The 25,633-nt window shown below is 55.7% G+C and carries 36 protein-coding genes; 16 read left to right on the forward strand and 20 right to left on the reverse strand.

All coding sequences use genetic code 11. The features are described from left to right. Positions 1-208: 208 nt before the first annotated feature. A complete protein-coding gene (locus tag ACH9L7_RS20200; RefSeq protein WP_396614103.1) occupies positions 209-418 on the forward strand; it encodes a hypothetical protein in 210 nt (69 codons plus the stop codon). Positions 419-540: 122 nt separating this feature from the next. On the opposite strand, the gene ACH9L7_RS20205 is transcribed toward ACH9L7_RS20200, so the two are convergent. From ACH9L7_RS20205 to ACH9L7_RS20215, 3 genes are all read right to left on the reverse strand, one after another. Further along, positions 541-3,870: a DUF5817 domain-containing protein gene (locus tag ACH9L7_RS20205; RefSeq protein ID WP_396614104.1), complete on the reverse strand. Its 3,330-nt coding sequence runs from the start codon at positions 3,868-3,870 to the stop codon at positions 541-543. Further along, on the reverse strand, positions 3,870-3,995 hold the full coding sequence (locus ACH9L7_RS20210; RefSeq protein WP_396614105.1) for a hypothetical protein: 126 nt from the start codon (positions 3,993-3,995) through the stop codon (positions 3,870-3,872). The genes ACH9L7_RS20205 and ACH9L7_RS20210 overlap by 1 nt, the downstream gene beginning before the upstream one ends. A gap of 256 nt (positions 3,996-4,251) precedes the next feature. Next, the gene (locus ACH9L7_RS20215; protein ID WP_396614106.1) at positions 4,252-4,545 is read right to left on the reverse strand and encodes a hypothetical protein; all 294 of its coding nucleotides are present in this window, start codon (positions 4,543-4,545) and stop codon (positions 4,252-4,254) included. 185 nt (positions 4,546-4,730) lie between these two features. On the opposite strand from ACH9L7_RS20215, the gene ACH9L7_RS20220 reads away from it, so the two are divergent. The 5 genes from ACH9L7_RS20220 (at position 4,731) to ACH9L7_RS20240 (ending at position 6,987) form a co-directional block, all read left to right on the forward strand. Beyond that, complete coding sequence (locus ACH9L7_RS20220; RefSeq protein WP_396614107.1) at positions 4,731-5,009, forward strand: MarR family transcriptional regulator; 279 nt, start codon at positions 4,731-4,733, stop codon at positions 5,007-5,009. 24 nt (positions 5,010-5,033) lie between these two features. Next, positions 5,034-5,288 carry a MarR family transcriptional regulator gene (locus tag ACH9L7_RS20225; RefSeq protein ID WP_396614108.1) on the forward strand — a complete coding sequence of 85 codons (255 nt, stop codon included), beginning with the start codon at positions 5,034-5,036 and terminating at the stop codon, positions 5,286-5,288. 24 nt (positions 5,289-5,312) lie between these two features. Continuing rightward, positions 5,313-5,567: a MarR family transcriptional regulator gene (locus ACH9L7_RS20230; RefSeq protein ID WP_396614109.1), complete on the forward strand. Its 255-nt coding sequence runs from the start codon at positions 5,313-5,315 to the stop codon at positions 5,565-5,567. 43 nt (positions 5,568-5,610) lie between these two features. After that, a complete protein-coding gene (locus ACH9L7_RS20235) occupies positions 5,611-5,889 on the forward strand; it encodes a ribbon-helix-helix domain-containing protein (protein WP_396614110.1) in 279 nt (92 codons plus the stop codon). 786 nt (positions 5,890-6,675) lie between these two features. Next, positions 6,676-6,987 (forward strand): hypothetical protein, encoded by a 312-nt coding sequence (locus tag ACH9L7_RS20240; RefSeq protein WP_396614111.1) that lies wholly within the window; start codon positions 6,676-6,678, stop codon positions 6,985-6,987. Between the two features lie 166 nt (positions 6,988-7,153). On the opposite strand, the gene ACH9L7_RS20245 is transcribed toward ACH9L7_RS20240, so the two are convergent. Then, a complete protein-coding gene (locus tag ACH9L7_RS20245) occupies positions 7,154-7,432 on the reverse strand; it encodes a hypothetical protein (RefSeq protein ID WP_396614112.1) in 279 nt (92 codons plus the stop codon). A gap of 255 nt (positions 7,433-7,687) precedes the next feature. Between ACH9L7_RS20245 and ACH9L7_RS20250 the strand changes: the two genes are divergently transcribed. Further along, entirely contained in the window at positions 7,688-8,029 is a 342-nt protein-coding gene (locus ACH9L7_RS20250; protein WP_396614113.1) for a winged helix-turn-helix domain-containing protein, read from the forward strand. 375 nt (positions 8,030-8,404) lie between these two features. Then, the gene (locus tag ACH9L7_RS20255) at positions 8,405-9,091 is read left to right on the forward strand and encodes a hypothetical protein (protein WP_396614114.1); all 687 of its coding nucleotides are present in this window, start codon (positions 8,405-8,407) and stop codon (positions 9,089-9,091) included. Here the strand turns inward: ACH9L7_RS20255 and ACH9L7_RS20260 are convergent. The 13 genes from ACH9L7_RS20260 to ACH9L7_RS20320 form a co-directional block, all read right to left on the reverse strand. Continuing rightward, positions 9,088-9,441, reverse strand: a complete 354-nt coding sequence (locus ACH9L7_RS20260) for a hypothetical protein (RefSeq protein WP_396614115.1) — start codon at positions 9,439-9,441, stop codon at positions 9,088-9,090. The genes ACH9L7_RS20255 and ACH9L7_RS20260 overlap by 4 nt on opposite strands. After that, on the reverse strand, positions 9,438-9,710 hold the full coding sequence (locus tag ACH9L7_RS20265; protein ID WP_396614116.1) for a hypothetical protein: 273 nt from the start codon (positions 9,708-9,710) through the stop codon (positions 9,438-9,440). Before ACH9L7_RS20265 ends, ACH9L7_RS20260 begins: the two co-directional genes overlap by 4 nt. Further along, positions 9,707-10,003, reverse strand: coding sequence for a hypothetical protein (locus ACH9L7_RS20270; RefSeq protein ID WP_396614117.1), 297 nt, complete (start codon positions 10,001-10,003; stop codon positions 9,707-9,709). Before ACH9L7_RS20270 ends, ACH9L7_RS20265 begins: the two co-directional genes overlap by 4 nt. Further along, the gene (locus ACH9L7_RS20275) at positions 10,000-10,368 is read right to left on the reverse strand and encodes a hypothetical protein (protein ID WP_396614118.1); all 369 of its coding nucleotides are present in this window, start codon (positions 10,366-10,368) and stop codon (positions 10,000-10,002) included. Before ACH9L7_RS20275 ends, ACH9L7_RS20270 begins: the two co-directional genes overlap by 4 nt. Next, complete coding sequence (locus tag ACH9L7_RS20280) at positions 10,365-12,647, reverse strand: Ig-like domain repeat protein (protein WP_396614119.1); 2,283 nt, start codon at positions 12,645-12,647, stop codon at positions 10,365-10,367. Before ACH9L7_RS20280 ends, ACH9L7_RS20275 begins: the two co-directional genes overlap by 4 nt. Before the next feature lie 722 nt (positions 12,648-13,369). Then, the gene (locus ACH9L7_RS20285; protein ID WP_396614084.1) at positions 13,370-13,648 is read right to left on the reverse strand and encodes a hypothetical protein; all 279 of its coding nucleotides are present in this window, start codon (positions 13,646-13,648) and stop codon (positions 13,370-13,372) included. Then, a complete protein-coding gene (locus tag ACH9L7_RS20290; RefSeq protein WP_396614085.1) occupies positions 13,645-13,905 on the reverse strand; it encodes a hypothetical protein in 261 nt (86 codons plus the stop codon). The genes ACH9L7_RS20285 and ACH9L7_RS20290 overlap by 4 nt, the downstream gene beginning before the upstream one ends. After that, positions 13,905-16,577: a hypothetical protein gene (locus ACH9L7_RS20295; RefSeq protein ID WP_396614086.1), complete on the reverse strand. Its 2,673-nt coding sequence runs from the start codon at positions 16,575-16,577 to the stop codon at positions 13,905-13,907. Before ACH9L7_RS20295 ends, ACH9L7_RS20290 begins: the two co-directional genes overlap by 1 nt. Positions 16,578-16,775: 198 nt before the next feature. Then, a complete protein-coding gene (locus ACH9L7_RS20300) occupies positions 16,776-17,639 on the reverse strand; it encodes a hypothetical protein (protein ID WP_396614087.1) in 864 nt (287 codons plus the stop codon). Positions 17,640-17,645: 6 nt separating this feature from the next. Next, positions 17,646-18,236, reverse strand: coding sequence for a hypothetical protein (locus ACH9L7_RS20305; RefSeq protein WP_396614088.1), 591 nt, complete (start codon positions 18,234-18,236; stop codon positions 17,646-17,648). Then, positions 18,236-18,535, reverse strand: coding sequence for a hypothetical protein (locus tag ACH9L7_RS20310; RefSeq protein WP_396614089.1), 300 nt, complete (start codon positions 18,533-18,535; stop codon positions 18,236-18,238). The genes ACH9L7_RS20305 and ACH9L7_RS20310 overlap by 1 nt, the downstream gene beginning before the upstream one ends. After that, the gene (locus ACH9L7_RS20315) at positions 18,535-18,960 is read right to left on the reverse strand and encodes a hypothetical protein (protein ID WP_396614090.1); all 426 of its coding nucleotides are present in this window, start codon (positions 18,958-18,960) and stop codon (positions 18,535-18,537) included. Before ACH9L7_RS20315 ends, ACH9L7_RS20310 begins: the two co-directional genes overlap by 1 nt. Positions 18,961-19,006: 46 nt before the next feature. Next, positions 19,007-19,486: a hypothetical protein gene (locus ACH9L7_RS20320; protein ID WP_396614091.1), complete on the reverse strand. Its 480-nt coding sequence runs from the start codon at positions 19,484-19,486 to the stop codon at positions 19,007-19,009. A gap of 198 nt (positions 19,487-19,684) precedes the next feature. Here ACH9L7_RS20320 and ACH9L7_RS20325 point away from each other — a divergent pair, with 198 nt between their 5' ends. The 7 genes from ACH9L7_RS20325 (at position 19,685) to ACH9L7_RS20355 (ending at position 22,635) form a co-directional block, all read left to right on the forward strand. Beyond that, positions 19,685-19,933, forward strand: coding sequence for a hypothetical protein (locus tag ACH9L7_RS20325; protein ID WP_396614092.1), 249 nt, complete (start codon positions 19,685-19,687; stop codon positions 19,931-19,933). A gap of 16 nt (positions 19,934-19,949) precedes the next feature. Next, a complete protein-coding gene (locus ACH9L7_RS20330; protein ID WP_396614093.1) occupies positions 19,950-20,489 on the forward strand; it encodes a hypothetical protein in 540 nt (179 codons plus the stop codon). Further along, on the forward strand, positions 20,486-21,439 hold the full coding sequence (locus tag ACH9L7_RS20335; RefSeq protein ID WP_396614094.1) for a hypothetical protein: 954 nt from the start codon (positions 20,486-20,488) through the stop codon (positions 21,437-21,439). Before ACH9L7_RS20330 ends, ACH9L7_RS20335 begins: the two co-directional genes overlap by 4 nt. A 162-nt stretch (positions 21,440-21,601) precedes the next feature. Beyond that, complete coding sequence (locus ACH9L7_RS20340) at positions 21,602-21,832, forward strand: hypothetical protein (RefSeq protein ID WP_396614095.1); 231 nt, start codon at positions 21,602-21,604, stop codon at positions 21,830-21,832. A 241-nt stretch (positions 21,833-22,073) separates the two neighbouring features. Next, positions 22,074-22,247 (forward strand): hypothetical protein, encoded by a 174-nt coding sequence (locus ACH9L7_RS20345; RefSeq protein ID WP_396614096.1) that lies wholly within the window; start codon positions 22,074-22,076, stop codon positions 22,245-22,247. Further along, a complete protein-coding gene (locus ACH9L7_RS20350) occupies positions 22,247-22,507 on the forward strand; it encodes a hypothetical protein (protein ID WP_396614097.1) in 261 nt (86 codons plus the stop codon). The genes ACH9L7_RS20345 and ACH9L7_RS20350 overlap by 1 nt, the downstream gene beginning before the upstream one ends. Further along, the gene (locus ACH9L7_RS20355) at positions 22,504-22,635 is read left to right on the forward strand and encodes a hypothetical protein (protein ID WP_396614098.1); all 132 of its coding nucleotides are present in this window, start codon (positions 22,504-22,506) and stop codon (positions 22,633-22,635) included. The genes ACH9L7_RS20350 and ACH9L7_RS20355 overlap by 4 nt, the downstream gene beginning before the upstream one ends. A gap of 15 nt (positions 22,636-22,650) precedes the next feature. Here the strand turns inward: ACH9L7_RS20355 and ACH9L7_RS20360 are convergent, their stop codons facing one another. The 3 genes from ACH9L7_RS20360 to ACH9L7_RS20370 all read right to left on the reverse strand — a co-directional run bounded on the left by ACH9L7_RS20360 (position 22,651) and on the right by ACH9L7_RS20370 (position 24,695). Further along, on the reverse strand, positions 22,651-23,289 hold the full coding sequence (locus ACH9L7_RS20360; RefSeq protein ID WP_396614099.1) for a tyrosine-type recombinase/integrase: 639 nt from the start codon (positions 23,287-23,289) through the stop codon (positions 22,651-22,653). Positions 23,290-23,466: 177 nt separating this feature from the next. Next, positions 23,467-23,820 (reverse strand): hypothetical protein, encoded by a 354-nt coding sequence (locus ACH9L7_RS20365; protein WP_396614100.1) that lies wholly within the window; start codon positions 23,818-23,820, stop codon positions 23,467-23,469. Continuing rightward, positions 23,817-24,695 (reverse strand): ParA family protein, encoded by an 879-nt coding sequence (locus ACH9L7_RS20370; protein WP_396614101.1) that lies wholly within the window; start codon positions 24,693-24,695, stop codon positions 23,817-23,819. The genes ACH9L7_RS20365 and ACH9L7_RS20370 overlap by 4 nt, the downstream gene beginning before the upstream one ends. A 27-nt stretch (positions 24,696-24,722) precedes the next feature. Here ACH9L7_RS20370 and ACH9L7_RS20375 point away from each other — a divergent pair, with 27 nt between their 5' ends. Further along, the gene (locus ACH9L7_RS20375) at positions 24,723-24,959 is read left to right on the forward strand and encodes a hypothetical protein (protein ID WP_396614102.1); all 237 of its coding nucleotides are present in this window, start codon (positions 24,723-24,725) and stop codon (positions 24,957-24,959) included. The last annotated feature ends 674 nt before the right edge of the window (positions 24,960-25,633 follow it).

The following is a 25,633-nucleotide window of genomic DNA, read 5'->3' on the forward strand; positions in this document are numbered from 1 at the left end:
GACCGGCGAGGAGAGCGGATACCTTCAGGATGACCGTCAGCCTGAGGTTCGTGTCCTCCCATCTTTGTCTTTCGTCGTCGGTCATTGGTTACAGAGCGGGGGGTTCCCGCTCTATTTCTTACAAAGAACTATGGGTACTTAATACTTACTAAATGCAGTATACACCATAAACAGTAATCTTTTCAATGAGGGGGCTGTAGTGGTCGATATGAGTGAAGGACGAGCATTGATGACCGAGAGAGAGCGCGAGATATTGAGTGGAGAAGCCGACGTTAAGGACAACTACCGGTACAAGGTTGAGTCACAGGTCAGAAACCGTATTTCGAAGCGAATGCAAGATGATGTTGAGATTCTTAGAGAACGCTACCCAGAGATGATGGAGCAGTTACAAGATATTGTCTGCGAAGACGAAGACTAACTTCTGCTCGCCCGGCGGCACCTCAGCTTTCACATTCGAAGGTAGTGAACATACTTTGCATACTTGGAAGTGTCCAAATACTGTGAGTAGCCGTCGGCTCTTCGCATTCTGAATCACGGACTTCAAACGAGTGCCGTTTGAGCGGTGTCGGCCGCGGCCAACGTCCGTCCGAGGACGACCGTTGGCTCAGTATCGGCTTCGCGTTTGTCGGGGAGGTCCTCAACGAGTGCGACCACCCACGGAACCCACGGTGCGAGTTTCGGCAGTCGCTCGGCTATCTTATCGACCCCCCTCACACCTCCATCACCGCCGTACCAGACCGGGTCAAGATGCATCTCGCCGTCCATCGCAACCGCGAACTCATAGAGCATCTCATCGGCGTGACTTCGCTGTCGCAGTCCGCCGTCGCCGTCAGCCTCTCGGACATCGACGGGCCGGTCTGTCGTCGAGGACCGTGCCCACCACGGTTCGAGTGAAATCGTCCAGTCGTGGCCGCCGTCGACACCACGCTCAACGAGAGCGATGGCCTCGAGGTCACTCGTGTTCCGCTCGTAACTCGCCGTCGACGTGGCCGCTTTCAGGTTCTTCGGAGACACGGGACCGTCTGCACTGAGAAGCATCTTCACCATCGTCCGCACAGACGGCTTCGCGGCCGGGAACAGCCGGTCAGCCGGGAGTGTCGACAGTGCGTGCTGCAGGTGGTGGACGCCGAACTCGTGGTGGTCGGCCTTCGCGAGTCCGAGGAGTGCCTCGGCCGTCGCGAACGGTGACGCCGACCACGGCGATTGGCCGAGAACACCCATTATCACCCGTGTTGTCCGCCGAAGCGTCGATTCTCGTGGAAGGTAACCTTTCCACTCAGCTATCTCTTTGACGACATCCTTGATATGATGGAATGAGCTTCCGTCAGCGACCGGGATGGAGAGGTTCATCGTCTCTTCAGCTCCGGTCGCGACGGCTTCGCGAACGTCGATGTCTTCGAGCGTCGACGCCAGTGGTCCAACGAGGTCGTCAGCTCCGCGACCGGAGACGACGAACGACGCGGTCATCTCCGCGGACGGGGCTTCGACGTCAACGTCGACCGGCAGGCGGAACTTGAGCTTCCCCTCTCGTGTCTCTCCGACGTGGCGCCACGCGGAATGCATCCCGTAGCTCGTCTGTTTCGGGACCGTATGCCGGAACCAGTCCAGAAAGCCCTGTAGTCGGTTCTCGTCGGCTTTCAGCATCCGAACGTTCGGAACGCAGACGTGAATCGTCACGTCGACTCCGACGTGGTGCAGCAACGTCGTCATGCAGGTGATGAGACCGTGAGCGTCGAGCATCACTTCCGACTTCGCGAAGTCGTCCTCCTCGTTGAAGACCCCCATCTGACCAAGGAGTACGCCGCCCTTGTACAGCAGTTTGCTCCGCAAGCTCTCGTAGTCGAGGTTTTCTTTCTTGATGGGTAGCTGAAGGCCGCGCTGCAGGGCGTCCGCGAGGTCACCTTTCGAGAGTCCACCTATCCCGAGGATGTTATCGAGGTCGCGTCCGACAGTGTCTTCGTCGAGGACTCGGTCCCACACCAGACGACTGGATAAGGCCTTCGCGACCCGCACCAGTGTTTGTCCGGCATTGCCCCACTGGGTCACGACCTGCAGGTCATCTTCGAAGGCGCTCAGGTAGACGACGCGGCCGTCATCGAACTCCGTAACGTCCTCATCGACCGCAGTGACGCCGTCAACGCGTTTGCCAGCTTTCATCCGGCGGTGAAGCGTCCACGCGTCGAGACGGCAACCGTCGGCGTCCATCCACCGAACGGGCGACGGTGCGTCTTCGGCGCGGCCGGTGTCCGCCAGCCACTCCTCTGCGGTCAGGTCCGGGTCCCCACCCTCCGTGCCTGAACGGCGCGTTACACTTTCCTTGACGAGATTTGAGGGGGGGCAGTAAGACTCCGACTCCAGAGACACCTGTTTGGGATGCTCAATGCGGAAATTATCGGTGATGAGCGCCTGTGCGCGGCGTCCTTCGTCCGTGAGAGACAGCACGTTGCTCTCAGTGGTCCGGTGGTCAACCTCGACGAACCCTGCAGCGGCGAGGTCACCAACGAACGCGTCCACAGAGTTAGGCGAGAACGGTAGAACGTCCGCCGTAGCTGCGTCCTTCGCGGCTTTGACCGTCCGTTTGTCGTCGGCAGGGAGCCACGCAAGAAGACGCACACGACCCGTCTGAGCGCCCCACTCGGACAGCGTCTGGTACTCGCTCGTGTCAGCGCCGTCTCGCGGCGCACGGCGGGACTCGTCACGTGTTTCGCTAAGGTGTGCGTCGACGAACTCGGGGAACCGTCGACGGAGTTCGTCCTCGAGGCGCGGCGAGATTTGGAGACGGAGGTCAACGACATCCGCGAGCGTCGCGAGCACGTCCAAAGCACGCTCACCAGTCCGGCCGTCGTCGAGGTCGACCCACGCAGGGCCGTCGAGCACGACCCGCACAGTCGGTGCGTCAGCGGCGTGTGCGAGAAGCTGGACGAACGTCCGTTCCATCGCGTCGAGGTCCATATCCTCTGGCGATTGGCCGGTCCCGACGCCTGTGAGGACCTGCATCGTTTTCTCGTACGCAGGGCGCTCGCTGTCATCGACTTCGGTCGTCCACCAGCGTTCCATCCACGTCACGAGCGACGGCATCCAGCGGCCACCAGCTCCGCACACGCCCCACCGTTCTTCGAAACCGGTCAGCGGTGGCCGCTCGCCGTCCCCGACATCGGCGCTTGTCGTGTCGGGTCCGAGAAGCGATGTTGGTGTCTCGTCCTCTGCGCGTGCGAGACGGTCAACCGTCCCGGCCGCCGCGGGGAGGAGCGCCTCGAGGAGTTCGGGAAGCCACTCGGAATAGCGAGGGCCAACCCCCGAAACAACGTCCGAAACGGGTTGCTGGCCGGGTTGAAGCACGGAAATGCCAGCGTTCTCCGGGGGTTCGGGCCGCTCGATGTCCGGTCCACGGCGTTCAGACCACGTCGAAAAGTCGAATCTCGCATCAAAATGGGCGTCTGCGAGGGTACGGAAACGGTCGCGTTCGAGTGGGTGGTCTGAAACGAGGGTACTGAAGCGGTCGCGCTTGACGGGGATGTCATCGACGAGAGATTCGAAGCGGTCGGTCCCTATCGGGTGGAGGTCGAGGTCGTTGCCGAACGCCTCAGTCGTTCGTGCGAAGTAGTCCTCGACCTCACGCTCTTGCTGGTCGTACGTCCCCGATGCACGGTACTCACCGAGGTGACCAGCGCGGTCGGCGAGGAGACGGGCTCGAATTTCCCGAGCGCCGTCCTCAGTCTCCGCGTGTCCGAGTTCCTTGAGGGTCGACGTCTGGTGCTGCGTGCCGCAGGATGGACACGTTGCACTGTCGCGGGTGTGGAGGTCTGCGGAAACCCACAGTCCCTCACATCCGCTGCAGCCGACGACAACGAAGCGCTTGCCCCGTCGCATCAGTTGCTATCGGCAGCGCCGTCGGCGTCCTGGTGTCCATCGCGAGCGCCGGAGAGGGCAGAGAGTCGTCCGTCGATATCAGATGCTTCGAGAGCGATTTCGGGAGGGTTCTGTGCTGAGGTCATATTCCTTGGGAGCCGTCGAATTGGTTAGACGCGATGCTAGCGGTTTGAGCGACTCTCGCGGTCTCTGAGCGACGGCACCCCGCCGTCGTGTAGATTGACAGAGACGACTCTAACGGAGAGTCAAACTTATGTCGAATGCGGCTCAAAAGGAGAGTGTTCAGGCCCCCTTTTGGCCGACGTGTTACATTCCTAGCTTGCTGTAGGTTCCTCCGTAGCCTTGTCTTATAAAACTGAGCAACGAGCAACAGGTCTGCATTCACGCAGTCACCTCACGCGTGGACGCTGCTTGCGAGTCCTCACGCACGACCTTCCAGCGAAGGTGGCTCGAACCGGGGTTGTACTTCTCGATAGATAGGCCATCGAGCGACATCCCATCCGAGTAGCGGTGCGACCCCACGATGCGACCGAGCCAGTGGCCGACTTGGTTGCCGGTGACGCCGTTAATCTCGCGCGCGAGGCGCTTGGACGTGTACACTCGGTAGTCGCCCGGCTCGATTTCGCTTCGCAGGTGTTCGACGATTCGTTCGAGGTCTGGGTCGTTGTGGTCCATATTTCTCAGTTCTTGAGTTCGGCTTCGCGGTCAGCGCTCGAATCGCCACGCGACCTGTCGGTCCCGCAGAGAGTCGCTACTATCGACAATGAGAACCATCCGATATAAATTCTATGTACGATAGTCCAGAAAGTCACGGGACAGTAGTCCATAGATTTGTTACCGATGGTAACAATTTTTGAGATATGTCCGCAGACTCGCTTAAAGAGATGGTTGAGCGAATTTCGTGGTTCTCTCCTGTCGACTACGAGATTTTGATGTTCTTTGAAAAATATGACATCGGTCTCACCGCGAAGTCGCTTGCCTACAACATCGAGTATAACCGAAAGTACGTGAACGAACGAATGCGCGTACTGGAGGATATTGGTCTCTTCTCCAACGAGGGCGGCATCTACGAACTCACGGATTTCGGCCGGGAGTTCCTCGCCGGGAACGTCGACGAAGATGAACTCCCTGAACCCTGAATCCGACTCTCGAATCTCACAGACATGGTCAATCGAATCTCGTGGTTCTCGCCCGTAGATTACGAGATAATGCTGTTCTATGAGGACCACGACATCGCTGTGACAGCGAAATCGATTGCGGCCAATATCGATTACCACCGACAGTACGTCAACAAACGGATGCGCGTGTTGGAGGATGCAGGCCTTTTCTCTAACAAAGAGGGCATCTACGAACTGACGGACTTCGGTCGGGAGTTCCTCGCTGGGAACGTCGACGAGGACGAGCTTCCCGAACCCTAAATCCGGCTTTCGAATCTCATATACATGGTTGAGCGTGTCTCGTGGTTCTCGAAAGTTGACTACGAGATATTCCTGTTCTTTGAGTCGCACGATATCGGTGCGACCGCCAAGGTTGTGGCGTACAACATCGACTATGTCCCCAACTACGTGAATCGAAGACTCCGAGTTCTGGAGGATGCTGGCCTCTTCTCCAACGAGGGCGGCATCTACGAACTGACAGATTTCGGCCGGGAATTTCTCGCCGGGAACGTCGACGAAGACGAACTTCCCGAACCCTGAGTTCGGCGTAAGTGCTTTTGCTACACAAACGGTACACACATCCATGTCCGAAGCCGAGAGTCCGCCCGACAAGACGACAGTCAACATCCGAATCACCGAGACGTTTCTCGCCGATATCGATGGAACGTGGAAGGAACTCGGGTACAACTCGCGGTCGGAATTCGTCCGGGACGTACTCCGAGACGCTGTGAAGCATCCCGATTTCAACCGTGCTGACTTGAAGGCGATGGCGGCCAGTGAGGTTGATATCCAGCAGGGTCGCGTCCATTCCAGCGATGAGGTTATGGACGAATTCGACCTTGACGGTGACACCGAGCAATGAGCGAGGGGTGGGACTGGGCGTTTACTGACCGCTCGAAGCGACAGTTTGCCGGACTCGATACCTACGCACAGGAACGAATCGTTAGCAAGCTCAACGAGGTCATTGACGATCCATGGCGAGAGCCTACTGACTATTTGGAACCACTTCAGGGAGCGCCACACCAGAAGCTCCGAGTCGGTCCCTTTCGCCTCGGGTGTCGTGCTGACCGAACTGAACAGAGGCTCTATGTCCTCGCCATTCGGAAGCGCGGTGGAGATGCATACCGGAGCGATGATTAACTGATGATTTTGACACCCAGCACTCTTCACGCGCTCCTGTTGGAGCGTAGGCTGTCGTCGTGAGTCCCCAGCTGTACAGCTACCGCTGGCGGACTGACCGAGGATGCTGCAGTCCATCTTGGGAGTCGGGCTTACGTGCCAAATCGAGGCTTGGCACCTGACCTTGGGAGTTGGGTATCGGTTGGGAGTTGGGTCTTCGTAACGGAGACGAGAAATTATCTCGTCCTGTAATCGGCCTGCGTTCGGCCGCTACGTGCGTGCTACGAATTGACCGATAGTGGACGAAGGGTAGCGACTGCGAGACAATTGTGAATATTGCCCTCGTTCAGTCACTCATTCGTACACTATTGATATCAGTCATGTGTACCCAAAATCACCATTGTAGTTCTCATATATAATACTACTACATACCATTAGCGGTGCGATATTTCCAATTCATCGTTACAAATATATGTTAGTATAATGACAATACAGTGTGTCTACAATGAGAAAACGAAAGGAAGAGTGGATGAAAGACGCGGACCTCTCGATTCTTAACCTGATTGATCACATCGAAGATTCGATAAATTTCAGCGGGCTAGCGACTGAGGAACTAGAGGTCGACGTACGGACGTTGAAGAGGCAACTCCCATACTCGAATTCATCCAACTGGATTCGTTCTCGTTGCAAGGTCCTCGACGAACACGGGTTTCTCGAGGAGGTCGACAACAACGTGTTCAAGTTGACTTCGAAGGGGCGGGAGTTCGTCGACGAAAATGGTGAGCTGACTCGACTAGATCTTCACGAGTTCAAGCTAGGAGTTGGTGAGTCCAAACACTAGAAATTGGAGTGTGTGGTCACAAGCACCCACAGAACGTCTCGAATGCCGTCAAAGTTGAACAGGATGGCCGGTCGAGGCGACCAGTCGTCTGGTATAACGACATCCACATCAAATACAATCTCGGAACTGGTGTCTGAGAGCCGCGTGAGAGGTTTTCCCCGACCAGTTACCACTCAGTCGGGGGTTCCGACCCGTTCTCTCGCAGGTACCGCTTCCCCTCAGGGATGCCAACGAGCGTGACCGTTCCTCGTCCTTTTCGACGCAGAGGAACGTCGGGGTCCGAGACCATCGAATCGAGAACCTGCTTCACAGTCCCTCGGTCGTGGACTGCGAACCACCCCGCGATGGACTGGGGTTGTTTGTGGTGCTTGCCAGCGACACCCTTAGAAATCATCCGTTTGACAATCCGAAGAGACCATTCGAGTTCATCATCAGACAGAACCATATTTGACCAATTAGTTATACGCACTCGGTATATAAAAGTGTAACGCTGGATGAACACACTAGTACTTTTAGAAGGACTAGTATGTTGTTATCGTTAACGTTATCAGTACGTAGGTAGTACGGTAGTGTGTAAGCAGAATGCGACAGGCTGATACAAGATACATCAGCCGGTCGGAACAATGACCCACAGTAATTGGGCCTGACCAGCTCAACTCAGACAGAACCAACAACGCCCTGCTTGCAACGGAGCAAGAACATGTCCACGGATTACGCAGACAGTGACAACGAAAACGACGAACCGTACGCTGAAGGGACGGCTCTCACGGCCCTCCTTGGCGACGGGCCTAAAGTGAAAATCCTCGCCGCCTTCCTAGCGGAGCCTGATTTCGACCTCAACGTTACCGAGGTGGCGAATATGGCAGGGGTGAGCCGAAACACGGTCTACCGACATATCGATGACCTCACCGAGCTTGGCGTTGTCATCAAAACTCGGGAGACTGGTGGGAGCCCGCGATACAAAATCAACAAAGACAATGTGGCAGCAAAGAAGCTCGCTGAGCTCGAGTGGGAACTGATCGACCTCGTATTTGACGACTGAGAACTTTTTTCTGCAACTCCCCACCGCCCGTGAACCACTCCCGTAGGGAGTGGTTCACGTGTGGGTCTCCGTGTTGCTATCGCTAGCTGTTGTTACATCAGAAAACGACCCGAAAAGGGCCGTGCTGTAGTGCCCAACTCCCAAGGTATGGACCAACAGCACCTTTTGGGTAGTGTCGGTCGATTATAAACCCCCGCACCGGTAACGAATGCCGTTACTGTCTGGTGATTTTGCGAAATATAGCATTAAAATACTTTAGAGTATTTAGATATTTATCAGTATCTACAATCTCTACAGTATCTTCAGTATACGACTCGAACTATGAAAATAACTGTTCAAAGACACGATTATAATACTCTCTTACAGAGTCAGTATATGCGAAGATTCGCCATACGGCTACGAAACAGAATTGAGGAAAACAGGTTACTTGGGGGCGTTTTCCTAAGTGCCGGATATTACCTTATCTACACGTACGTGGCTTGGCTTTTCGTACTCTGTGCTGGTGCTATTTTGTTATTGTTCGTTTCACTCTTCGTGCAGCCCTATCCGCTACTCCAAACTCTAGTCGGAGAAACAGCAAGCATAACATTTGACAAATTATTCCCGATATTTTGGTTGACTGTGATACTGGGTTTTGTTGCGCTTGATATTGTTCTAGCATACTCTGGAATAATTTACTTATTGACTGCTGTTGCCTTTATTGGACAGTTTGCAAATAGACCTGTCAAAACAATACAGATGAGAAGGAAAGGGAGTCTAATCGATGATTCACACACTTTGGTGAAGTGGGTCGGCACGAATGCTGTGGTGCTGTACTTGACTAGTGTTGTTCCTATAATAATGACTGCTGGAATATTCATCAATGCACTCCCAGTTTTCGGATATGATGATATTTCGGAGCGGATTATGACAATGCATAATCCTTTCTTTAACGGTGTAACGTCGGAATCCGTTGGGATAATCTATGTCTCGTTGTTCGGAATGTATCTACTCACATCGACAGTAGTGTGGTTGAGGGATCTTCTAAAAGGACTCTCTCAAAAGGTCCGGTCGCTGAGCTAACCGAGTGGTCGACGATCTCCTTGCGAGGGATAGGTGAAAATCACCCAGTTAAGCGCAAGGATGACGAGAAGACCGAGTTCGTGGATGGCGAATTCGGCCACTGTCGAGATGGTTGGAATACCGAAGAGCGCAATAAAAATCAACAGTAGCCCGAGTCCAACGAGCGTGGGCGCAAGTGAGACGAAATAGACGGCCCACAGTGGCGTTCCTTCGGGGAGTGTCACATCGACCTGCGCATCATCGCGGAAGAGACTAGCGTCGATGTCAGAGGCCCACGGGAGCGCTGCGAGCGCGTGGGTGAGTTCGTGGAGGGGCACCGAAGGTGTCAGCAGGTGCCAGAGGACGCTCATTCGTCGAGGATCTCCGCAACGAAGGGCAGTGTGACGGTTGTTGTGACCATCCCGACGGCGAGGTACATCACAGTCTCAGCGACGACAGCCGGGAGCGTGACGTGAGAAGTCGGGAGAACCAGCAGAGCAACGAGCAGCCAGTCAATAAAGACAAGGTTGAGGAGCGCACGCTCGCGCCCGCTAAGTGACTCCTCAGCCTCGACGAGCCTCGTCCAGACTTCACGAACGCTGTGGGGGACTGGATATCCATCGCGAAGAGCGAAACTCATTGGACCACCGTCTGGAAGAGCGTCGCGAAGAGCGAGACGACGAGCGTCATGAAGACGACAGTCCATGCAATGGAGGCGATGATGCCAGGTAGCAACGTCGCGGCGAACCCCGAGATAAGCACGAGAAGCGTCGATGGGAGGACGTAGTCACCAGTCTTGGTGTAGATCGGGAGAATCACTCCGGCGACGATAAACATCGCGAAGACGCTCTCGGTACCAGGTCCGAACGCACTCCCGAGGCCGTCCGCAACGCACGAGTGGACATCTGAGTTGAACCAACAATCGATGCTCACGAGACGCTCATCCCCCGGATGATTTGCCAGACACCGACATAGTTCACGAACTGAATCGGCACACCGATTGGTGTGGCGAACCACGCAGGAAACCCGACATTCTGGAGTGCGATAGGTAGCAGCAAACTCCACTTGAGAGCGCTTACAATCGCGCCGGTAGCCTGTGTGGTGAAGCCGAGGTACGACGAAATCGAACCCCCGCGGTCAGCACGGTACGATGCAGCATCTTCGGAGAGCTGGTCGGCATCATCCTGCAGGCCAGTCGCCTTGTTGATTCCAACGGCGTCGTTGAATCCTGAACCGGCCATGAGGCCGCCAGCGACGGCGAAGCAGATGACGAACAGCATTGGGACTGTGACTTTCATTGGTAATCGTTGAATGAGGCGGCGATACCAAGCAACGCGACCGCTCCGGAGAGACCGATAACCGACATTGGGATATCGACCCAACCGAGCCACGAGAGGCCAGTGGCAACGGTGACAACACCGACTGCGCCGACGCGTGAGAGCGTCGCGGGGAAGGCAGCAGCGAGGGCGACGAGCAACACGAGGCCACCGAGTGTCGCCCAACGCTCGTCGATGGGAATAGGCGTGCGGATCGAGGCGGTCGACGAAATGGGTTCGCCGATGGTGATTGTTCGGTTAGTCCGTTCAAGGGTGATATTCACGGCCCAGTCCTGCTCAAGTTCGGACTGGGTCAGCGGTTCTGTTCGCTGATAGGTAGTGAGATTCGTTGCGGACGACTGGAAGAGGATATTCGAGGAGTTACCACGCTCGTGAACGACGATGTCAAAAGACGTCGTCTCGTTTTCTGGGTCCTCGTACGCAACGACGAGCCCTGATTTATTCTCGTCGACGAATGCGTCCCATTGGTACGTATCGCCTTTCGGGGCAACCCACTGAATTTGTCCAACTTCGAGGGTTGCGCTATTGTTGACCGCGGCAATGTAGGACCCAAGTTCGCGGCGGTCACCATCGTCGTTCTCGATGACCAATCTGTACCGTTGGTCCTTCTCAAGAGTGGTCTTGAATATCGAATCCGACCCGAAGTAATCTCCAGCAACAACTTCCCATTTGAGGGTATCGTTGACCTCAACGGGCCGTTCAATGTAAAGAATTGTTTGGCGGCCCTCGAACTCGCCAGTCAGGTCTTTGAGCGTCATCTCCTGATAGGACGAGGTCTGGTTTTTGGAGAGGAGATAGATGTCCGCCTGGTCGTAGACTGATTCGAGGGCCGTTGTGCGCGTGTGATAGCCCTCTGCAGAGACCTCTATAATGTACCCTCGGTCCGACGGAACATCGACGAGGTCGATTGCGCTGCTGCTGGTGTTTTTCTCGAAGATGAGTTCACCGCTGTACATCTTCGCGGAGACCTCTGCTCCTGTCCCGATTGGTTCACCCGTGGTGACGTTTCGGATGATGATTGTGTCCGGTGCGAGTAGCGACCGCTCGTCAGAGGTAACGACATTACCGTACTGGTCAGTAACGCGGACATACCACGACACTGCAGTCGTATAGTCTCTCGTAGTTGAGACAGTGCCGTTCGACGAGAGAACCTCGGTTGCGACGACCTCGTCATTGATGACGAACTCAACGGTGAGCGAATCGCCGTCGCTTGCTGCGAAGTCTGAGTCAGTTACATTAGCAGAGAATGTGACCTCTTGTGTCGTTAGCTCCTGTGCGTCGGGAGGACTTAACCCAGTAATGGACGGGTCCGCGTGTTTGATCGTGAACGAGGAAACAGTGGAGTTAGTCGCATATCCGTAGGAGTCGGTTAGTTCGACAAACCACGAGTAGTTCCCATCTGGGAGGTCAGTCGGCGTAACCGAGGCGGTACCGTTGGACGTGAGGCTGTCCGTTCCAACACTCGAATTCGCCGTGCCGTTGTTGATAAAGAACTCGACAGTGACAGTGTCCCCGTCGCGCGGGAAGTCTGGATCAGAGACGTTGATCGAGAGCGTCGGGTCGGTCGTGTGAAGCGTCTCCCCAGACGGATTGGCGCTCGCGTTATCGGCGCGAGGTGCGTCGTGTGCTACTTCGAAGGACCATGAGCTTGTCGTGGACTCGCCGTAGGAGTCGTTGACGGTCACGCTCCACGTGTGGTTTCCGTCCGGGAGATGAGGTGCGGTGATCGACGCGGTCCCCGCGGTGGTTCGGGTGGTCGTCGCGACAACCGACCCGTTGACACGCCACGTGAGTGTGAGTTCGTCACCCTGTGCGGTCCCGAGGTCGTCGTCGTTCACGTCGACGGACAGTGTCGGCGTCGAGGTCCGGACGGTCTCTCCTCCGCTCGGCGAGGCGGACCCGGCCGAGATGTTTGGCGTGGAGACGGGGAAGTAGACGGCGTCGCGTCCGAGCTCGGCGACGGGGTCGGACCCTGTCTTCTCGAAGTCGACCCGAACGCGCCACTCGTCGGAGCTTGTTCCGGAGAGGGCTGCGGTTTTCGTGCCGATGGTAGTGTATGTGGCCGACGAGACGTTTGTCCACGACCCGCCGACGTTGGCCTGCCACGTGACGGTCGCTTCGGTGTTGGTGAGCGTGTCGAGGTCGACGCGGCCTTCGGAGGGGTCGGTGACGTTGTGTTTAGCGGAGACGTACGTTCCACTTGAGATTGTTTCGTTGGTCCGAACGTCGTCAACGAACATTAAGCCGTCATAGACCATGTAGCCGACACCCCCAGAGGAGTATGTTGTATCTGTTGTCGAGGTGGACCCAACGAGATTTCCATCAGCATCATAGACCGACACATGGATGGTGCCGTCAGATTGCCAATCGACAACCACTTTGAGCCACTCATCAATGGGGATGCCCGTTTGTGACTCGGCGAGCAGTTGATCAGTGTCGCCATTGGTAACAGACCATATTTTAATCTGATCGGTCTCTCGGGGGGAGATGTCGATCAAATATCCGTTCGCCTCAGATCCTTGCGAATCTGCGGCGATGAGAAGCCCTCCGGTCGTGCTAGTAGTGTCTAACTCTTGACGGTATGTGATTGTCGTCCCGGCCGATATCTGCTGTCCAGTATCGGAGATGGTGCTCCAATATCCATTTTGTCCGTTCCCACTCAGTGAGTAGTCGCCATGGAAGTATCGTGACGTTGACATCCCGAATTCGGAGAGATCGCCGTGATACTCCGATAAATCTCCGTCCTCGAAGCTATCAATTACTCTATTTGATGACAGTTGGACAACCGAGTCCGATCCACTGCCCGAGATCGAGACGTTCGTTAGATCCGTCGCTCCGTCGAAATCGCTATCTGTGGTGTGCTCACTCCCGAGAACGAGGTCGCCGTCCGCAGCACTCACGGGTGCGACGGTGACCACCAAGAACGACGCGACAACGGCAAACAGGACGATACTGAGGCGTCTCACAGCCGACCCCTCCGGTACTTCGCCATCTGTTGCTTCTCACGTGTTACGCCCGCAACAACAGCGTACACGAGATAATCGACGATGAAGATTGGAACGATGAGGAAGTAGCTCAGCGTTTTGATGTTCTGAATCGGTCCCGAAACCCACGTCGACTGAACGAAGGACAGACTCTCTGCGATGAGGAACAGCTCCGCAGCGGCGGTGTTGAGGAACAACACAAGGCCCGCGATCTGGACGAGACCAACCACCACAAAGATGAGAACAAGTGGACTCACGGACTAACACCTCCGAGCAATGCGCCACGAGTAACGGCCGTGATGAAGAGACCAACAACTACGAGAGCGATGAACCACGTGACGCCCTGCTGGACGTACAGGCAGTTCTGCGCGCCTTCGACGACAGCTTCAGTCGCCCGAGATGGCCCACAGGCTGGACCGAGCAGTGGGTCGATAACGGTCTCAAGAAGGTCTTGAAGCAGCACTGAAAGGATGAGCGTGGCCGCTGCCTTGATGTAGAAGCCGAAAGTCGCCATCAGCGCCTCCCAAAGGTCTCTTTCCAGAGGTCGTCGATGTCGGCGATACCAGTCTCCCACGAGGTCTCCCACGCGCTCATGTCAACGCCAAACGCGGATTCGGATTCCTGGTTCTCGAACGGATTCTCTCGGTCCCGTTCGCGCTCGCGCTCGAGTTCGCGCTCGAGTTCGCGTTCTGCCTCCCGCTCTATCTCTTGAGTGATTTCCTGGACAGTTTCCGTCTCGAGTTCGGTGGTCGTTTGCTCAACTTCGATTTCGGAGTCGAACGTCGCTTCGCTGGTAATTTCGCTCTCAATGCTGACTTCGTACTGTTGGTCAAGGACGAAATCGGTCTGTTGACGGGTATCCTGTATAGATTCAGCTACGCTTTTGGTGTCAAGACGTTCTCTGTGGTCTAATTTCGTGGATTGCTGCTGTTGTCGCTGCCGTGCAGTTTCTTCGCCGGTTAAGACTTCCGCTCTTATGGTATCTCGGTGACTTAGCGACTCTACCTCCATATCTAAGCGGGTAGCCACGGCACGACGGCGCAGTTCGGCGTCCTCAGCAGCAGCTCGAACTCTTTTTATTTCTGATGGGTCACGGAAGGTCGACCTGAGAGAATCCACCTGGTCTGCCAATTGCCTCACTCGCGGCGAGAGGTCAACAGATTCTATCTCATGTACCTCTCGGAAGTCGACCCTGGGAGTGTCCAACTGTTCTGCTAACCCCATCTCTCGCGGTGAGAGTTCGACCTCTATGCCAGCTTCGCGGAGGTCGGTTGCAGGGGTAGCCAGTTCCTCCCGTGGAGAGCGTTCGACAGGGCCCTCATGTACCTCGCGGAAGTCAGTTTTGGGAGTATCCAAATCATCCGCTCGGTGCTGCTCCCTGTGTGGCCTACGATCCTTTTTTTGCCTTCTGGACTCGACTTCACTCACTTCCGTATCCCGTGTTTTAGAGAGCGTGAGTTGGGCTTGCGCACGCTCGTTGTTGAGGAACTTGTTGATTTGTGAGGCCTCTTGCCGAGCGTACTGGTTGACAAAGTTAGACTTAGTTCGCTGAATACGACGTGAGAGACGGGAAGCTGCAGGTTTGACGTTACGCTGATACACGGCGATGGCGAGTTCCTCGTTGTCGAGACGACCGCCGGGAATTTTGTTGAGAATTCGCTGTCCAGTCTTAAACTTGGAGAGCCCGTAATTAACAGATCCAACGAAAACCTCTTCACCCGGCTGGATGGCGAGGCGAGTGGCTAGCCCTGCTTTCCCAGAGTACCGTGCGGCCGCACCCATTGTACCGGCAGAAGCAACAAGCGACCCCGCACCTATTCCGATGATGTTCCCTGGATTCTTTTTAACTGCTTTCACCCCCTCATCAACTGCTTTACCCCCAACCTCCCAGACATCACTTCCAAGGTCACCACCATTCCCTTCGGCTACCTCAATACTAGCATGTCCAACGAACTCAGCACCTTCTTTTAATCCGAGTGCTACCGCTGGGAGATTCCCAATCTGGAGGGCACCCCGGACAAGGCCACGAGAAAATTCTTCACCGTGTGTCCGTCCGGTCTCCGGGCTGACTACATTGGTATTGACCCATTCCGGGGCGTGAGGTTCGACTGCCTCGTAGGCCTCACGGACGAGTACGACGTACGGATTGTACTTTGAATTTAAGTCAACGACGCCGTTAGCGAACTCGTCATAGGTAGCAGCACCAGCTCGAAGATAGTCCTCGACGCGCTTGTCGTCCCCGAGATTGATTGCGAAGTCACCAAACTGTTCGTCCGGTCGTTTTGGTTTCTCGCGGTCGACAGTAGCGACCCACCGCCCCTCTTCGTTCCGACGGACGTTGTCGATTTGTCCGACATCGACGCCAGCTTCATCGGCGATGCGCTCGCGTGCTTTTTCTCGCTCTCTCGTCGAGATATCCCCTTGGCTGTTCTTGACAAGTTCGGCGTTAGGTCTCTGTACGCCGCGAACAACACCCTCTCCCTCCTGATTTGTGTCAATGAACGACCCGGTGTGGTTCGTTGGCTGTCGTTCACGGGCGCGTTCTGCGAACTTCTCAGAAGCTTCCTGAGAGAATGAGAACTGGCGTTCGAGTTGACGGCCGTCGGTCGTGTATACAGTGGCAGTGTACCCATCTTCGAATGTCTCGTTGATTTCGACCCGTTTGACATCATCTACGCCCTTCCGGACTTGTTTTTCAACAGCGGAAAGTTCGTAGCTGTCTTGGAGTTTATCTCTACCAGAGTCTGTGAGGCGAACTCCCACTTGACCTGATTCCCTCACAACATATTGGTAGTCGTCGTTGTCGAGAAGATCTCCGTATTCCTGATCGATACCGCGCTTGTAGTTGTTGATTTGATGCTGAACTAGTGAGTTATCAGTCGAGAGGTCGTCATTACGATTGATGACTTCTGGCGAAGACCGTTCCCTTTGCTGAGTCTGTCGTTGGTGTTTTGCGTCCCTAACGTTGTCCTTATACTGACCAATTATCTCACGGTCACGGTTGCTGTTTTGGTCTTTCGACGAACCACTGGATCGACCGCTACCAGACCCGCCCGAGTCGGACGGTTGTGACGTGTTTGAATCCGTTTGCGAGGACGATTCAGATCCGGTCTGGTAGCGGTCGCCACGTTGCTGGGATTTTCGCTGTTCAACGACTTGTCGGTCACGTTCGCTCGACCGGTCCACGGAAGACCCAGAGCCTCCCGAAGAGCCCCCCGAATCACCCGACGACGAACCGGATGATGATGAACCAGATGATGAACCGGACGATGAAGACGACCCATCGTTACCCTCGCGTGCGCGATCTCGGGCTTCGCGGATGTCTTCCTCAGTCTGGCGTTTCGCTTCTCGGTCAGCGGCGTCGCCTCCTCCGGGGAGTGGCATTCAGAACACCCCCGGAACCGTGAGGAGGAGGGATATTCCGACACTCCCACCACCGCCACCACCGCCACCGGCGATGCTCTGTGCGAGCGCGGGTCCGAACATCCCGAGCGCGAGACCACCGGCAAAGATGAGGACGAGGTAGAGCTGTTGTCGGGTGCTCCAGTCCAATTCGGCGAGCTTCCCACGGGTCTCCTGGCGCTTCATATCCTGCTGGGTGACCTTCGACCCAAAGAGCCGCCAGCCATCGCGGAACGAAAGCGCTCGCCCGTCATAGCCCTCAGTCTCGGCATGGATAGCGACATCTTTCCCACTTCCATCGGTACGGAGATGCTCGTCGTAGTTACCAAGCCGCCGTTGACCGCCCATGTAGGCTTCGAGTGGGTCGGTGATTTCGCGGCCTTCGCGGAGCGCCCAGACCATCGCGTATTTCCCGTTCTGACGGTAGGGAAATCCGAGACGGTCGGCCTTGTACGCCTGACCGTCGGCGGTTTCGAACTCGTGTTCGTCGGAGTGCCACGACCCAGCGGTTGGCTTGACGACACCGTCACCGTAAATCTGGTTGACGATGGTGTCTGCGCCGGTGGTTTTGAGCATCAGCTTATAACCGGCGTCGACGAGCGCCTCTCCGAGCTTGTGGCTCTTCGGGACGATTCGAAGGATGAGGTAGACGGGGATTGCAACCAAGGACAGGAGGCCTTTCATAGCCAATCCGGTGATTTCCCCAGCGCCTTCCCCGAGCTTCTTCGCTATCTGTGGGTTACCGAGAATTTCGTCGATTTGGGCCCGGATACCGTCCACCTCGTGTTCGGGTTGGTCTTCGGTCTGTTCGCCTTCTAGCGGGTCAAGTGGGTCGTTGTTAGTCATGATTGGTCACTTCCAAGGGAGGAGAGTGCTGATGCCGCTGCTCGTCGATGATTGTTCAGCGCCGCGTCGTTCAGTGGAAACGTGAGTCTCCATGACGGCCCGGAGGAGGGTTCCGTCGCCGAGCGACTGGCGGTCGGTTCGAAGTTCCTCGAGTACGACGCGAATGGCTTCTTTTTCTGCGGGAGACCAGTCGCGGCGTTGACCGGCGAAATCATCTCCATCAACATCTTGCGCGATTTCGCGGAAAACGCCAGAACAGAGGTCGTTGTACTCACGACCGAGGATAATTCGATCAGCGAGGTTCTCGTTGAGCAGTCGGCGTTTCCGGTCGTCGTAGTAATCTTCGCCGTGGTTAGCGAGCATCTCTCCAGACGAGAGATATGGCTTGAGAACCGAGACGATAGACTCGTATTCGGAGGACTCAACGTCGACGCCAGTCAGATTTTCCCAGAGTTCGTCAGGGTCCATCTCTTCGAGAACGTCTATCGCGGGACCGTCACTCGATGCGCGTTGTGCGGCGGTTCGTTCGAGATCGGTCGCGGCACGTTCCTGGAGTTCCTGCTGGCGGTGCTGATGTCGTTGTTCTTCGTTTGGCATTATCGAGTCACCTCGTTGTTTTCGGAGCGGGAGATTACGACGCCGTAGAGGACAGTTAGCGAGGTCAACGCCCCTGCAAGCGCGAAGATCTGCATTTCAGGGCTGACGACGGTCGTCGTCACACCGGTCTCAGAGAGATGATCGAGATTGCCAGCTCGGAGGGCGAGCATGCCCCACGCAAGTGCGCCGAGAAGTGCGAACAGCCCGACGTTCCGATGCTGGTCAAAGACCAGCGTGACGACCAGCGAGAGCGTCCCGAACGCGAAGAGCGCGTGAGACTGAGAAACGAGGAGGCTCACTAGAGCCACCCCCAGACTGCGACAACCGCGAGGAAGAGGATGATAAGGGGAAGCGGAATGGTACCGGCAGAGAGAGTCGACTGAATGCTTTTGGTTATCTTACTGGGCACCTCGTATGCGTAGTCGATAGTGACTGTCGCACCGTCGGGCGCGCTCGATCCGGAGAGTCGAGTCAGTTCTCCAGTCGACGTGTTCCAGCTGTAGTCGGTTCCTTCGTCGAGTGTCGTCCCGTTATGAACGACGGTTTCGTTGTCGCCGTATCCGAGGGCGTCCCGCTCGTCGACGTATGCACCAGAGTCTGAGAGGGTGATGTCTTCACTCGTGGGGGTGGCAACTCCACTCTCAGAAGCGGCGACACCGAAGCCAACGAAGGCAACAGCGCCGATGATGAGGATTGCGGCGAACGTTTGGATTTGTGAACTCATGGCTCAGACGGGTGGTAAACGGGAGGAATTTGGTCGTAAGTGGTGGTTACCGTCCGCCGCCCATCCCACCGAAGTAGGAAAGGGCAACTCCCGCCCCGACGGAGATCAGACCAACCCCAATGAGACTGAAGGCAGTCGTACCGTAGTTAGCAAACTCTACGGTCATGTTCGTCCACTGGTTCGGGTTCTTCGGGTTGGCGACAATGTCCGTAGAGTACAGCGCTCCAAGGACGATGAGGGCGACGACCGAGATGATGATACCCCGGGTAACGACCATAACCGACCCACCGATCTTAGCAGTGATAGTGGTCTCCTCGGAGAGGTCTCGGGACTCGACTCCGAACTCGTTAGCAGCGGTAATACCGGTAGCAAGGGCAGTTCCCATTACGGTGCCAGCGTGCTCGCGAGCAGCTCGGTCGAATACGTCTTCGGTCTGTTCTTCGTCGTCAGCTGACGTGACCTCGAGGTTAGTCTGAGATACTGGTCGTTCCAGCTCCCCGACACCTGCGGTTCCACATGCAGACATACTTCTGTCCATGAGATACAAGCATATATAATTTCACTCCAGTATATGGTGAAATTACTGGTTGGGAGGCCTGAGGAACCATATGGTGGCCCATATGGCCACCCAATAATATACAAACGATAGTCTAGTTACCCAGACTATATGTCATCCCAAACACCTACTAAATTGGATAAACCGGGCGATGAGTTGTCTCCGGTAGTGAACTTCGGTCACCGGAAGAGCGTCCGACTGAAGGCGCTTATTCGGGAGCACATCGACGTTTCGAGTCTCGATGAGGGTGCGCTAAACGCCGAAACCCGGAGTGTCATCGCGAACAACGGAGGTCTTTACATCAACGCACCGGTCGATGCCGTCGACTGGTTCGGACTGTCACGGGGAGACCAAGTTCGTGTTCGGACGTTCCCCGACGCTATCGTCATCACCCGAGAGGATTCAAATGAGTTCTAAGCGCGATGGGCCGCCGATGCAGAAGACGATGCGTGAGCGGCTAATCGAGAAGGCTCAGGTTGACGTTCACGATGCACGGTCCAAAATAACTCGTGTCCGGTTGAGGTTCGACGGTGTGCCTCGAGAGTGGCGACAGGAGCTTCAGGAAGCCGTTATCGCGTATTACTATGCACTCCGTCCACTTCGGACAGAGGGCATTATCAAAGATTGGTGGTCATCTGTTGAACTCTCTTCAGAGTGGACCAGAACTGTCGTAGTCGACACTGAGACCGTTCTTGAGGAGACAGAGGGCGGCTTAGTCGAGAAGGAGGTGCCGGTAACAGACGAGGTTCCGTACAGCGGGCTTGACATCCTTGAGGATGTCGAGACTGCAACAGAGTCCGAGATCGTCACAGTGAGCGACATGCGTGGTGAGCGCCAAGAGACAGTGTCTCGACAGTTGGTCCTGGACGCCACGGTTCTCGTGGACATCGCGAGCGTCCTCGATGACGCAGCGACTAAGCTCGGGTTTGCACCGTCTATCGAACTCCAGGACGCGGAGGGAGAGACGGTATGAGTTCGGAGGCAGAGCCGGAGATCGTCGACCGAATGGCGGCGACGACTGCACCGAAGAATTTGTCGAGTCATCTCTCGGAAATGCCTGAAGCAGTCCGTGAGAACCTGATTCTCCGGCGAAAAATTTGGCCACGGATGAACGTCTACAACGAGAACTGGATGTGTTGTCTCGTTGGTGAAACCGGCGACGGGAAATCCTACGCAGCGCTCCGTCTTGCGGAGGTTCTCGATCCTAATTTCGGACCACATCGTGTGACCTACAGTGTCGAAGAGTTCCTCGAACTCGCAGCATCAGACCTCCCGGATGGTTCAATTCTCGTCCTCGAGGAGGCAGGTGTTGCCGCGGGGAATCGCAATTGGTACACAGTTGCTAATCAAGTCCTTGACGCTCTCACGCAGACGTGGCGACACCGCAACCACGGTGCGATAATGACCGTCCCGGACTTCGACCTCATCGATTCGCACGTTCAGCGCCGATTCCACCACCTCGGCATCATGGTCGGAAAAGACGAGTCGGCCGGTATATCGAAAGCCCGCTGGAAGTACATCCAGACGAACAATGAGACGGGAAAGATGTACAAGAAGTACCATCGGATGGTTGGTGACGATGGTGTTCTCCGGCGACACAAATGGATGAAATTCCGTCTACCATCACCTGAGCTTGTGAGGAGATACGAGGCGACGAAGGGAGAATACACGGACGGTCTTATCGACAATCTTCTCGAACAGGTTCGTGCTGAGAACGAACAAGCAGAGGCAGAACAGTTGTCGCCGATGGAGGTGGCAAAAGAAATCCTCGACGAAGACCGCGTCGACGAATACATCAGTGAAGCGAGCGGTGGCGAATACTTCGACCGTGATATTTTGAAAATGGATTTTGGAGTGAGCGAATCCGAGTCGAAGCAAATCAAGAAATACGTCGTCAGGGAGGCAGACCTCGATGTCATGTAGCGAGTCGGGACACCCACCCACCCCCCCACACCCTTGTGTTTATATTAACTTGAGATACGCGAATGGCGGTTCGTCGGGTCGTCGTCTTCGGTGGCTCTTCGGCGTTTCTTCGCGTGTACGTCCGGCGGGCGCGCCGCTCACGGGAACCTACGGCGGTGTACGATGATTCGCAGGCTTCGTCGTCGCCTCAAGCTCGCGTTCTGTCGATCTCGGCTCTCCGACGTGGAGGACACGCTAGCGTCGCTCCAGGGTAAGTCGCGCTTCCCAGTCTGGTTGGTGTCGCTCCTAGTGTCGGTGGAGCATCCTGCCGACGTCGACGAGCAGCGCGATCTCCTCGAGGCCGAGCGCAAGTACTACGAAAAGCGAGTTGAGATACTGGTGGGTCGTGCGTGAGACCTCAAGAGCGGACTGAGTACATCAACTGGCTTGGCGTCAGCTCGTCGAGTAGAGGGAGAACGAACCTCTCACTGAAATTCGCGCGTATCTTCGCGGAGGCACAAGATGACTGCTGAATTCCTAGCGTTCGCGAGCATCTTCGTCGACGTCGGAGTTCCGCAGTGGTACGTCGGAGTGCTGCTCGTGGGGTCAACAATTGCTCTTGTCGGTTGGGGGGTCGCAGGAGGGTTCCCGGGCCATGTCTAGATTGCTCGGTGCTACTTTGAACGTCCCGCCGAAGTACAACATCCGAGGTCGTCGGCAGCTCTGGTTCGTCGAGTCCGACAACGAAAAAGTAGACGACGTCGTGAACGGCGTGCTTACTGCCTTCGTTGTCTTCGCGCCACTCATCGCTGCGGGAGGTCTCCTGTGATGGGTTCGGCGTCGAGCCTTATCGGTGCTGTCTTGCAGAAGTTCGGGCGGGATGGTAACGGCAGAGTGCACGAAGCACCACCAATGATTGAGCTGCCTGACGAGACCTACCACGTCATCTATGACAACGATACTGGAACCCGGTTCGCGCATCTGGAGAAGGATGAGCGTGGACTGTACCGCGAAATCTCGTCGATTAGAGTCCCGCATAAGATCGCTCGATATCTCACGTTCGAGGAGAAAGCTGGTGGTTCGCGATGAGTTCGGCGTCGGCACTTGTCGAACTCGGATTGAGCATTTTACCACTAGTCTTCATCGCGCTGATTGCCTTCATGATCCTCTACTTCGTGATTGTCGACCCTCTGGCCATGGGGAGGATTGCACGATGAGTGCGGTGCGATGACTTAGACTCGGATCAGATGCGAATAGAACTCCTCAGTCGTCGATATACTCTCGTGCCGCAGGCGCAGCGAGACCTCTTTTAATCGGCGCTCGTCGACGACGAACTCACGGTAGAATAGCGAGTGTCGAAGCGAGTGCGGAGAGACGTGTTCAGGACCGACACGTCGGTTCCCCTCAGTCATCCGGGGCGATACGTCGGCCTCAGTTGCAAGCTTCGTCACGACGTTCCTGACGGCCGTCGTGGACATTCTCTCGGAAGACCGAGCCGGGAACAGCGCCGGAGAATCCTTCCATCGCGAGGAGAGATACGTCGCGAGCGTTCGAGCGGTCCCAAGACTCGGCCGCAATTCGATTGGTGTGTCTCGGGCGTGGCTCCCCTTCTGGATTTCTGCGTCGACGAAGACGTACGGTTCGTTGTCGTCGAGGTCGACGTCGTCGACGTCGAGTGCGACCAGCTCACTGACTCGGAGGCCGGTGTCGTACGCGAGCAACACGAGAGACTGGTCTCGGAGCTGCAGGTAATCGGGTGAGGCTCGAATCGTCGCGTCGAGTAGCTGGTTGACTTGCTCGGGTTTGAGCCACGTCGGGGTGTCAGGTCCCGGGTCGAACGCGTCAACTTGCGATTTCTGAGAGTCGGTCACGAGTATATAAACCTCCGCTCGGGAAGACAGTCGTATCACCAATCAACTTTCGGTTTCTATGTGGAACCATAAGTTAGTCTGAACAAGTGACACGGGCAGAGATTGGAGATGTGTTTTCAGAACGCTACTCCGGGGGTTGACCAATCGAAAACGTGGATACAGAAATCAAGAACAAAGTCACGTATCTTCACGCGCCTCAACTATGCGTTCAACGACTTCCTCCGGGTTATCCATCGCAAGTTGGAGGACAGCATCGTGCCACTCGCGTTTCTCTGCATCACGGATACTATATTCACTGATTAGACGCGGCTTGATTTCGACATCGAACGAATCGACGAACGAATCCCACGTTGAATGACGAGGGTACACACCACGATGCTTTGTCTCGTCGAACGGGAAGGCGGGACCTCCCTGTTCTTTCTCATCCTCGTCGGTGTCCGGTTCAGTCGTCGTGGAGTCTGAGGTGTCTTCGTCGTCGACGGGTTCCCCGGCCGCCTGTTCGTCGAGTGCCGCAAACGGGTCGTCGCTCATCGGTCGACCTCCCCAGTCTCGACAATTTGCGCGAGTTCATCGTATCGTTCCAGCTGGTCGCAATCAGGTGCGTAGTCTCTGAGTGGCATGTTGTATTCGATAGAATCGTTGATAGCAGCACGGTGTCGGATACCCGGCTTTGGAAGGTTGTCGTCCCATTCACCAGCGTCGACGGCGTCGAAGAACTCTGGTTCTACGTACGCGTGCGCGGGGAGGAGTTCGCGGAGGTGGTCGCGACCAACGAGTTTCTCAAGAAGCCGACGTTCCGAGCGGTTGTGGTCGATACGTTGCGTGAAGTCGGTCGGGACGACAGAGAGGATGGAAACGTCGAAGTGTTTTCGTGCGGGCGCGATGAGTCGCTTTACAGTCTTCTCGACTCCGCTGAGCGCCCCTGACTCGGGCCTGATAGGAATGAGAACGTTCCCTGCCGCGTACAGTGCCGAGTCGTTGAGCTTCCCACGGGATGCAGGGCAGTCGATGAGTACGTAGTCGTACACGTCACCGAGGAGTGGGTCAACGACCTCTGTACGGAGGTTTGCGAATCCCATCGTCTCCGTCGCGAGCTGATGCTCGACGCTTTCTATGTTGTTGTTCGACGGGAGGATGTCGACATCGAAGTCAGTCTCTATGATGATGTCGCTCGGAGTAAGCGACCCCGTTTCGAGGATAACGTCACCGAGGTCCTCATCGGCATAGAACTCGTCACCGAACCCGAGCCCTGTTGTCGTGTGACCGTTCGGGTCAAGGTCGATGAGGAGAACATCATTGCCACGCTCGGCGAGTTCGCGAGCGGTGTTGATACTTGTTGTCGATTTCCCCATCCCGCCTTTGAGGATACCGACAGCGACAGTTCGTGGCGATTTCGCGTCTGACATGGATTTCTTCCGACGCGTGAGCGTCAGTTGGTCCTCACAACAAACGGATATTCAATAAAAGTATCCAAAGATTTGAGAGTATTTGCATACCTTGGAAATTTGGAAGTATCTGCATACTTTAGAAAGTTAGGATACTGTGAATACTTGGGATACTGTGAGTTGTCGAACAACATGGGAAGTGCAAAAACAAAAGAACCTGTCTTCGAGCCTCTCGAAAAACAGTCAAAAACCGCTGTCAGCGACGACGTGAGCGGTATTTCTTGATGTCCTTTACCAGAGAAACCGCTACGAAAACCACGACCACCGCCGTTACAACGTTTGCGAGCAATTCTGATGTCGCCGCTATTAGCCAGTCTCGCCCGTAAATGACGAACAGCAAGCTGGCAATGACGGCCACCGTTTCTCCGTCTGGGAGTACAGTCCTCAATTTGCGCATTGTGTCACTCATGGCTGTTGTTGGACCGACTAACTACTCAACACCCAATAAAGGGTGGTTCAGGGTTTTACAACCCGAGTAGTTCAATCAGACCGGCGAGGAGAGCGGATACCTTCAGGATGACCGTCAGCCTGAGGTTCGCGTCCTCCCATCTTTGTCTTTCGTCGTCGGTCATTGGTTACAGAGCGGGGGGTTCCCGCTCTATTTCTTACAAAGAACTATGGGTACTTAATACTTACTAAATACAGTATACACCATAAACAGTAAATGGGCAGGGGAGAACTCTTCGGCAGCGACGGATATATATCGAAGAATTGCGTAGGAAGAAGTGGTTACAGAGCGGGGGCATCTATCGCCCTCATCTTCATTTTGGTGAGCTGTTGCTCTGTTCAACACTCACCACCTCACGAATCTTTGAAAACGTAGCTGCAGATAGACCGACAAACTACACAGCACCCAATAAAGGGTGGTTCAGGGTTTTACAACCCGAGTAGTTCAATCA

It is taken from the genome of Haloferax sp. S1W, assembly GCF_044593955.1.
In the GTDB taxonomy this organism is placed as follows: Archaea; Halobacteriota; Halobacteria; order Halobacteriales; family Haloferacaceae; genus Haloferax.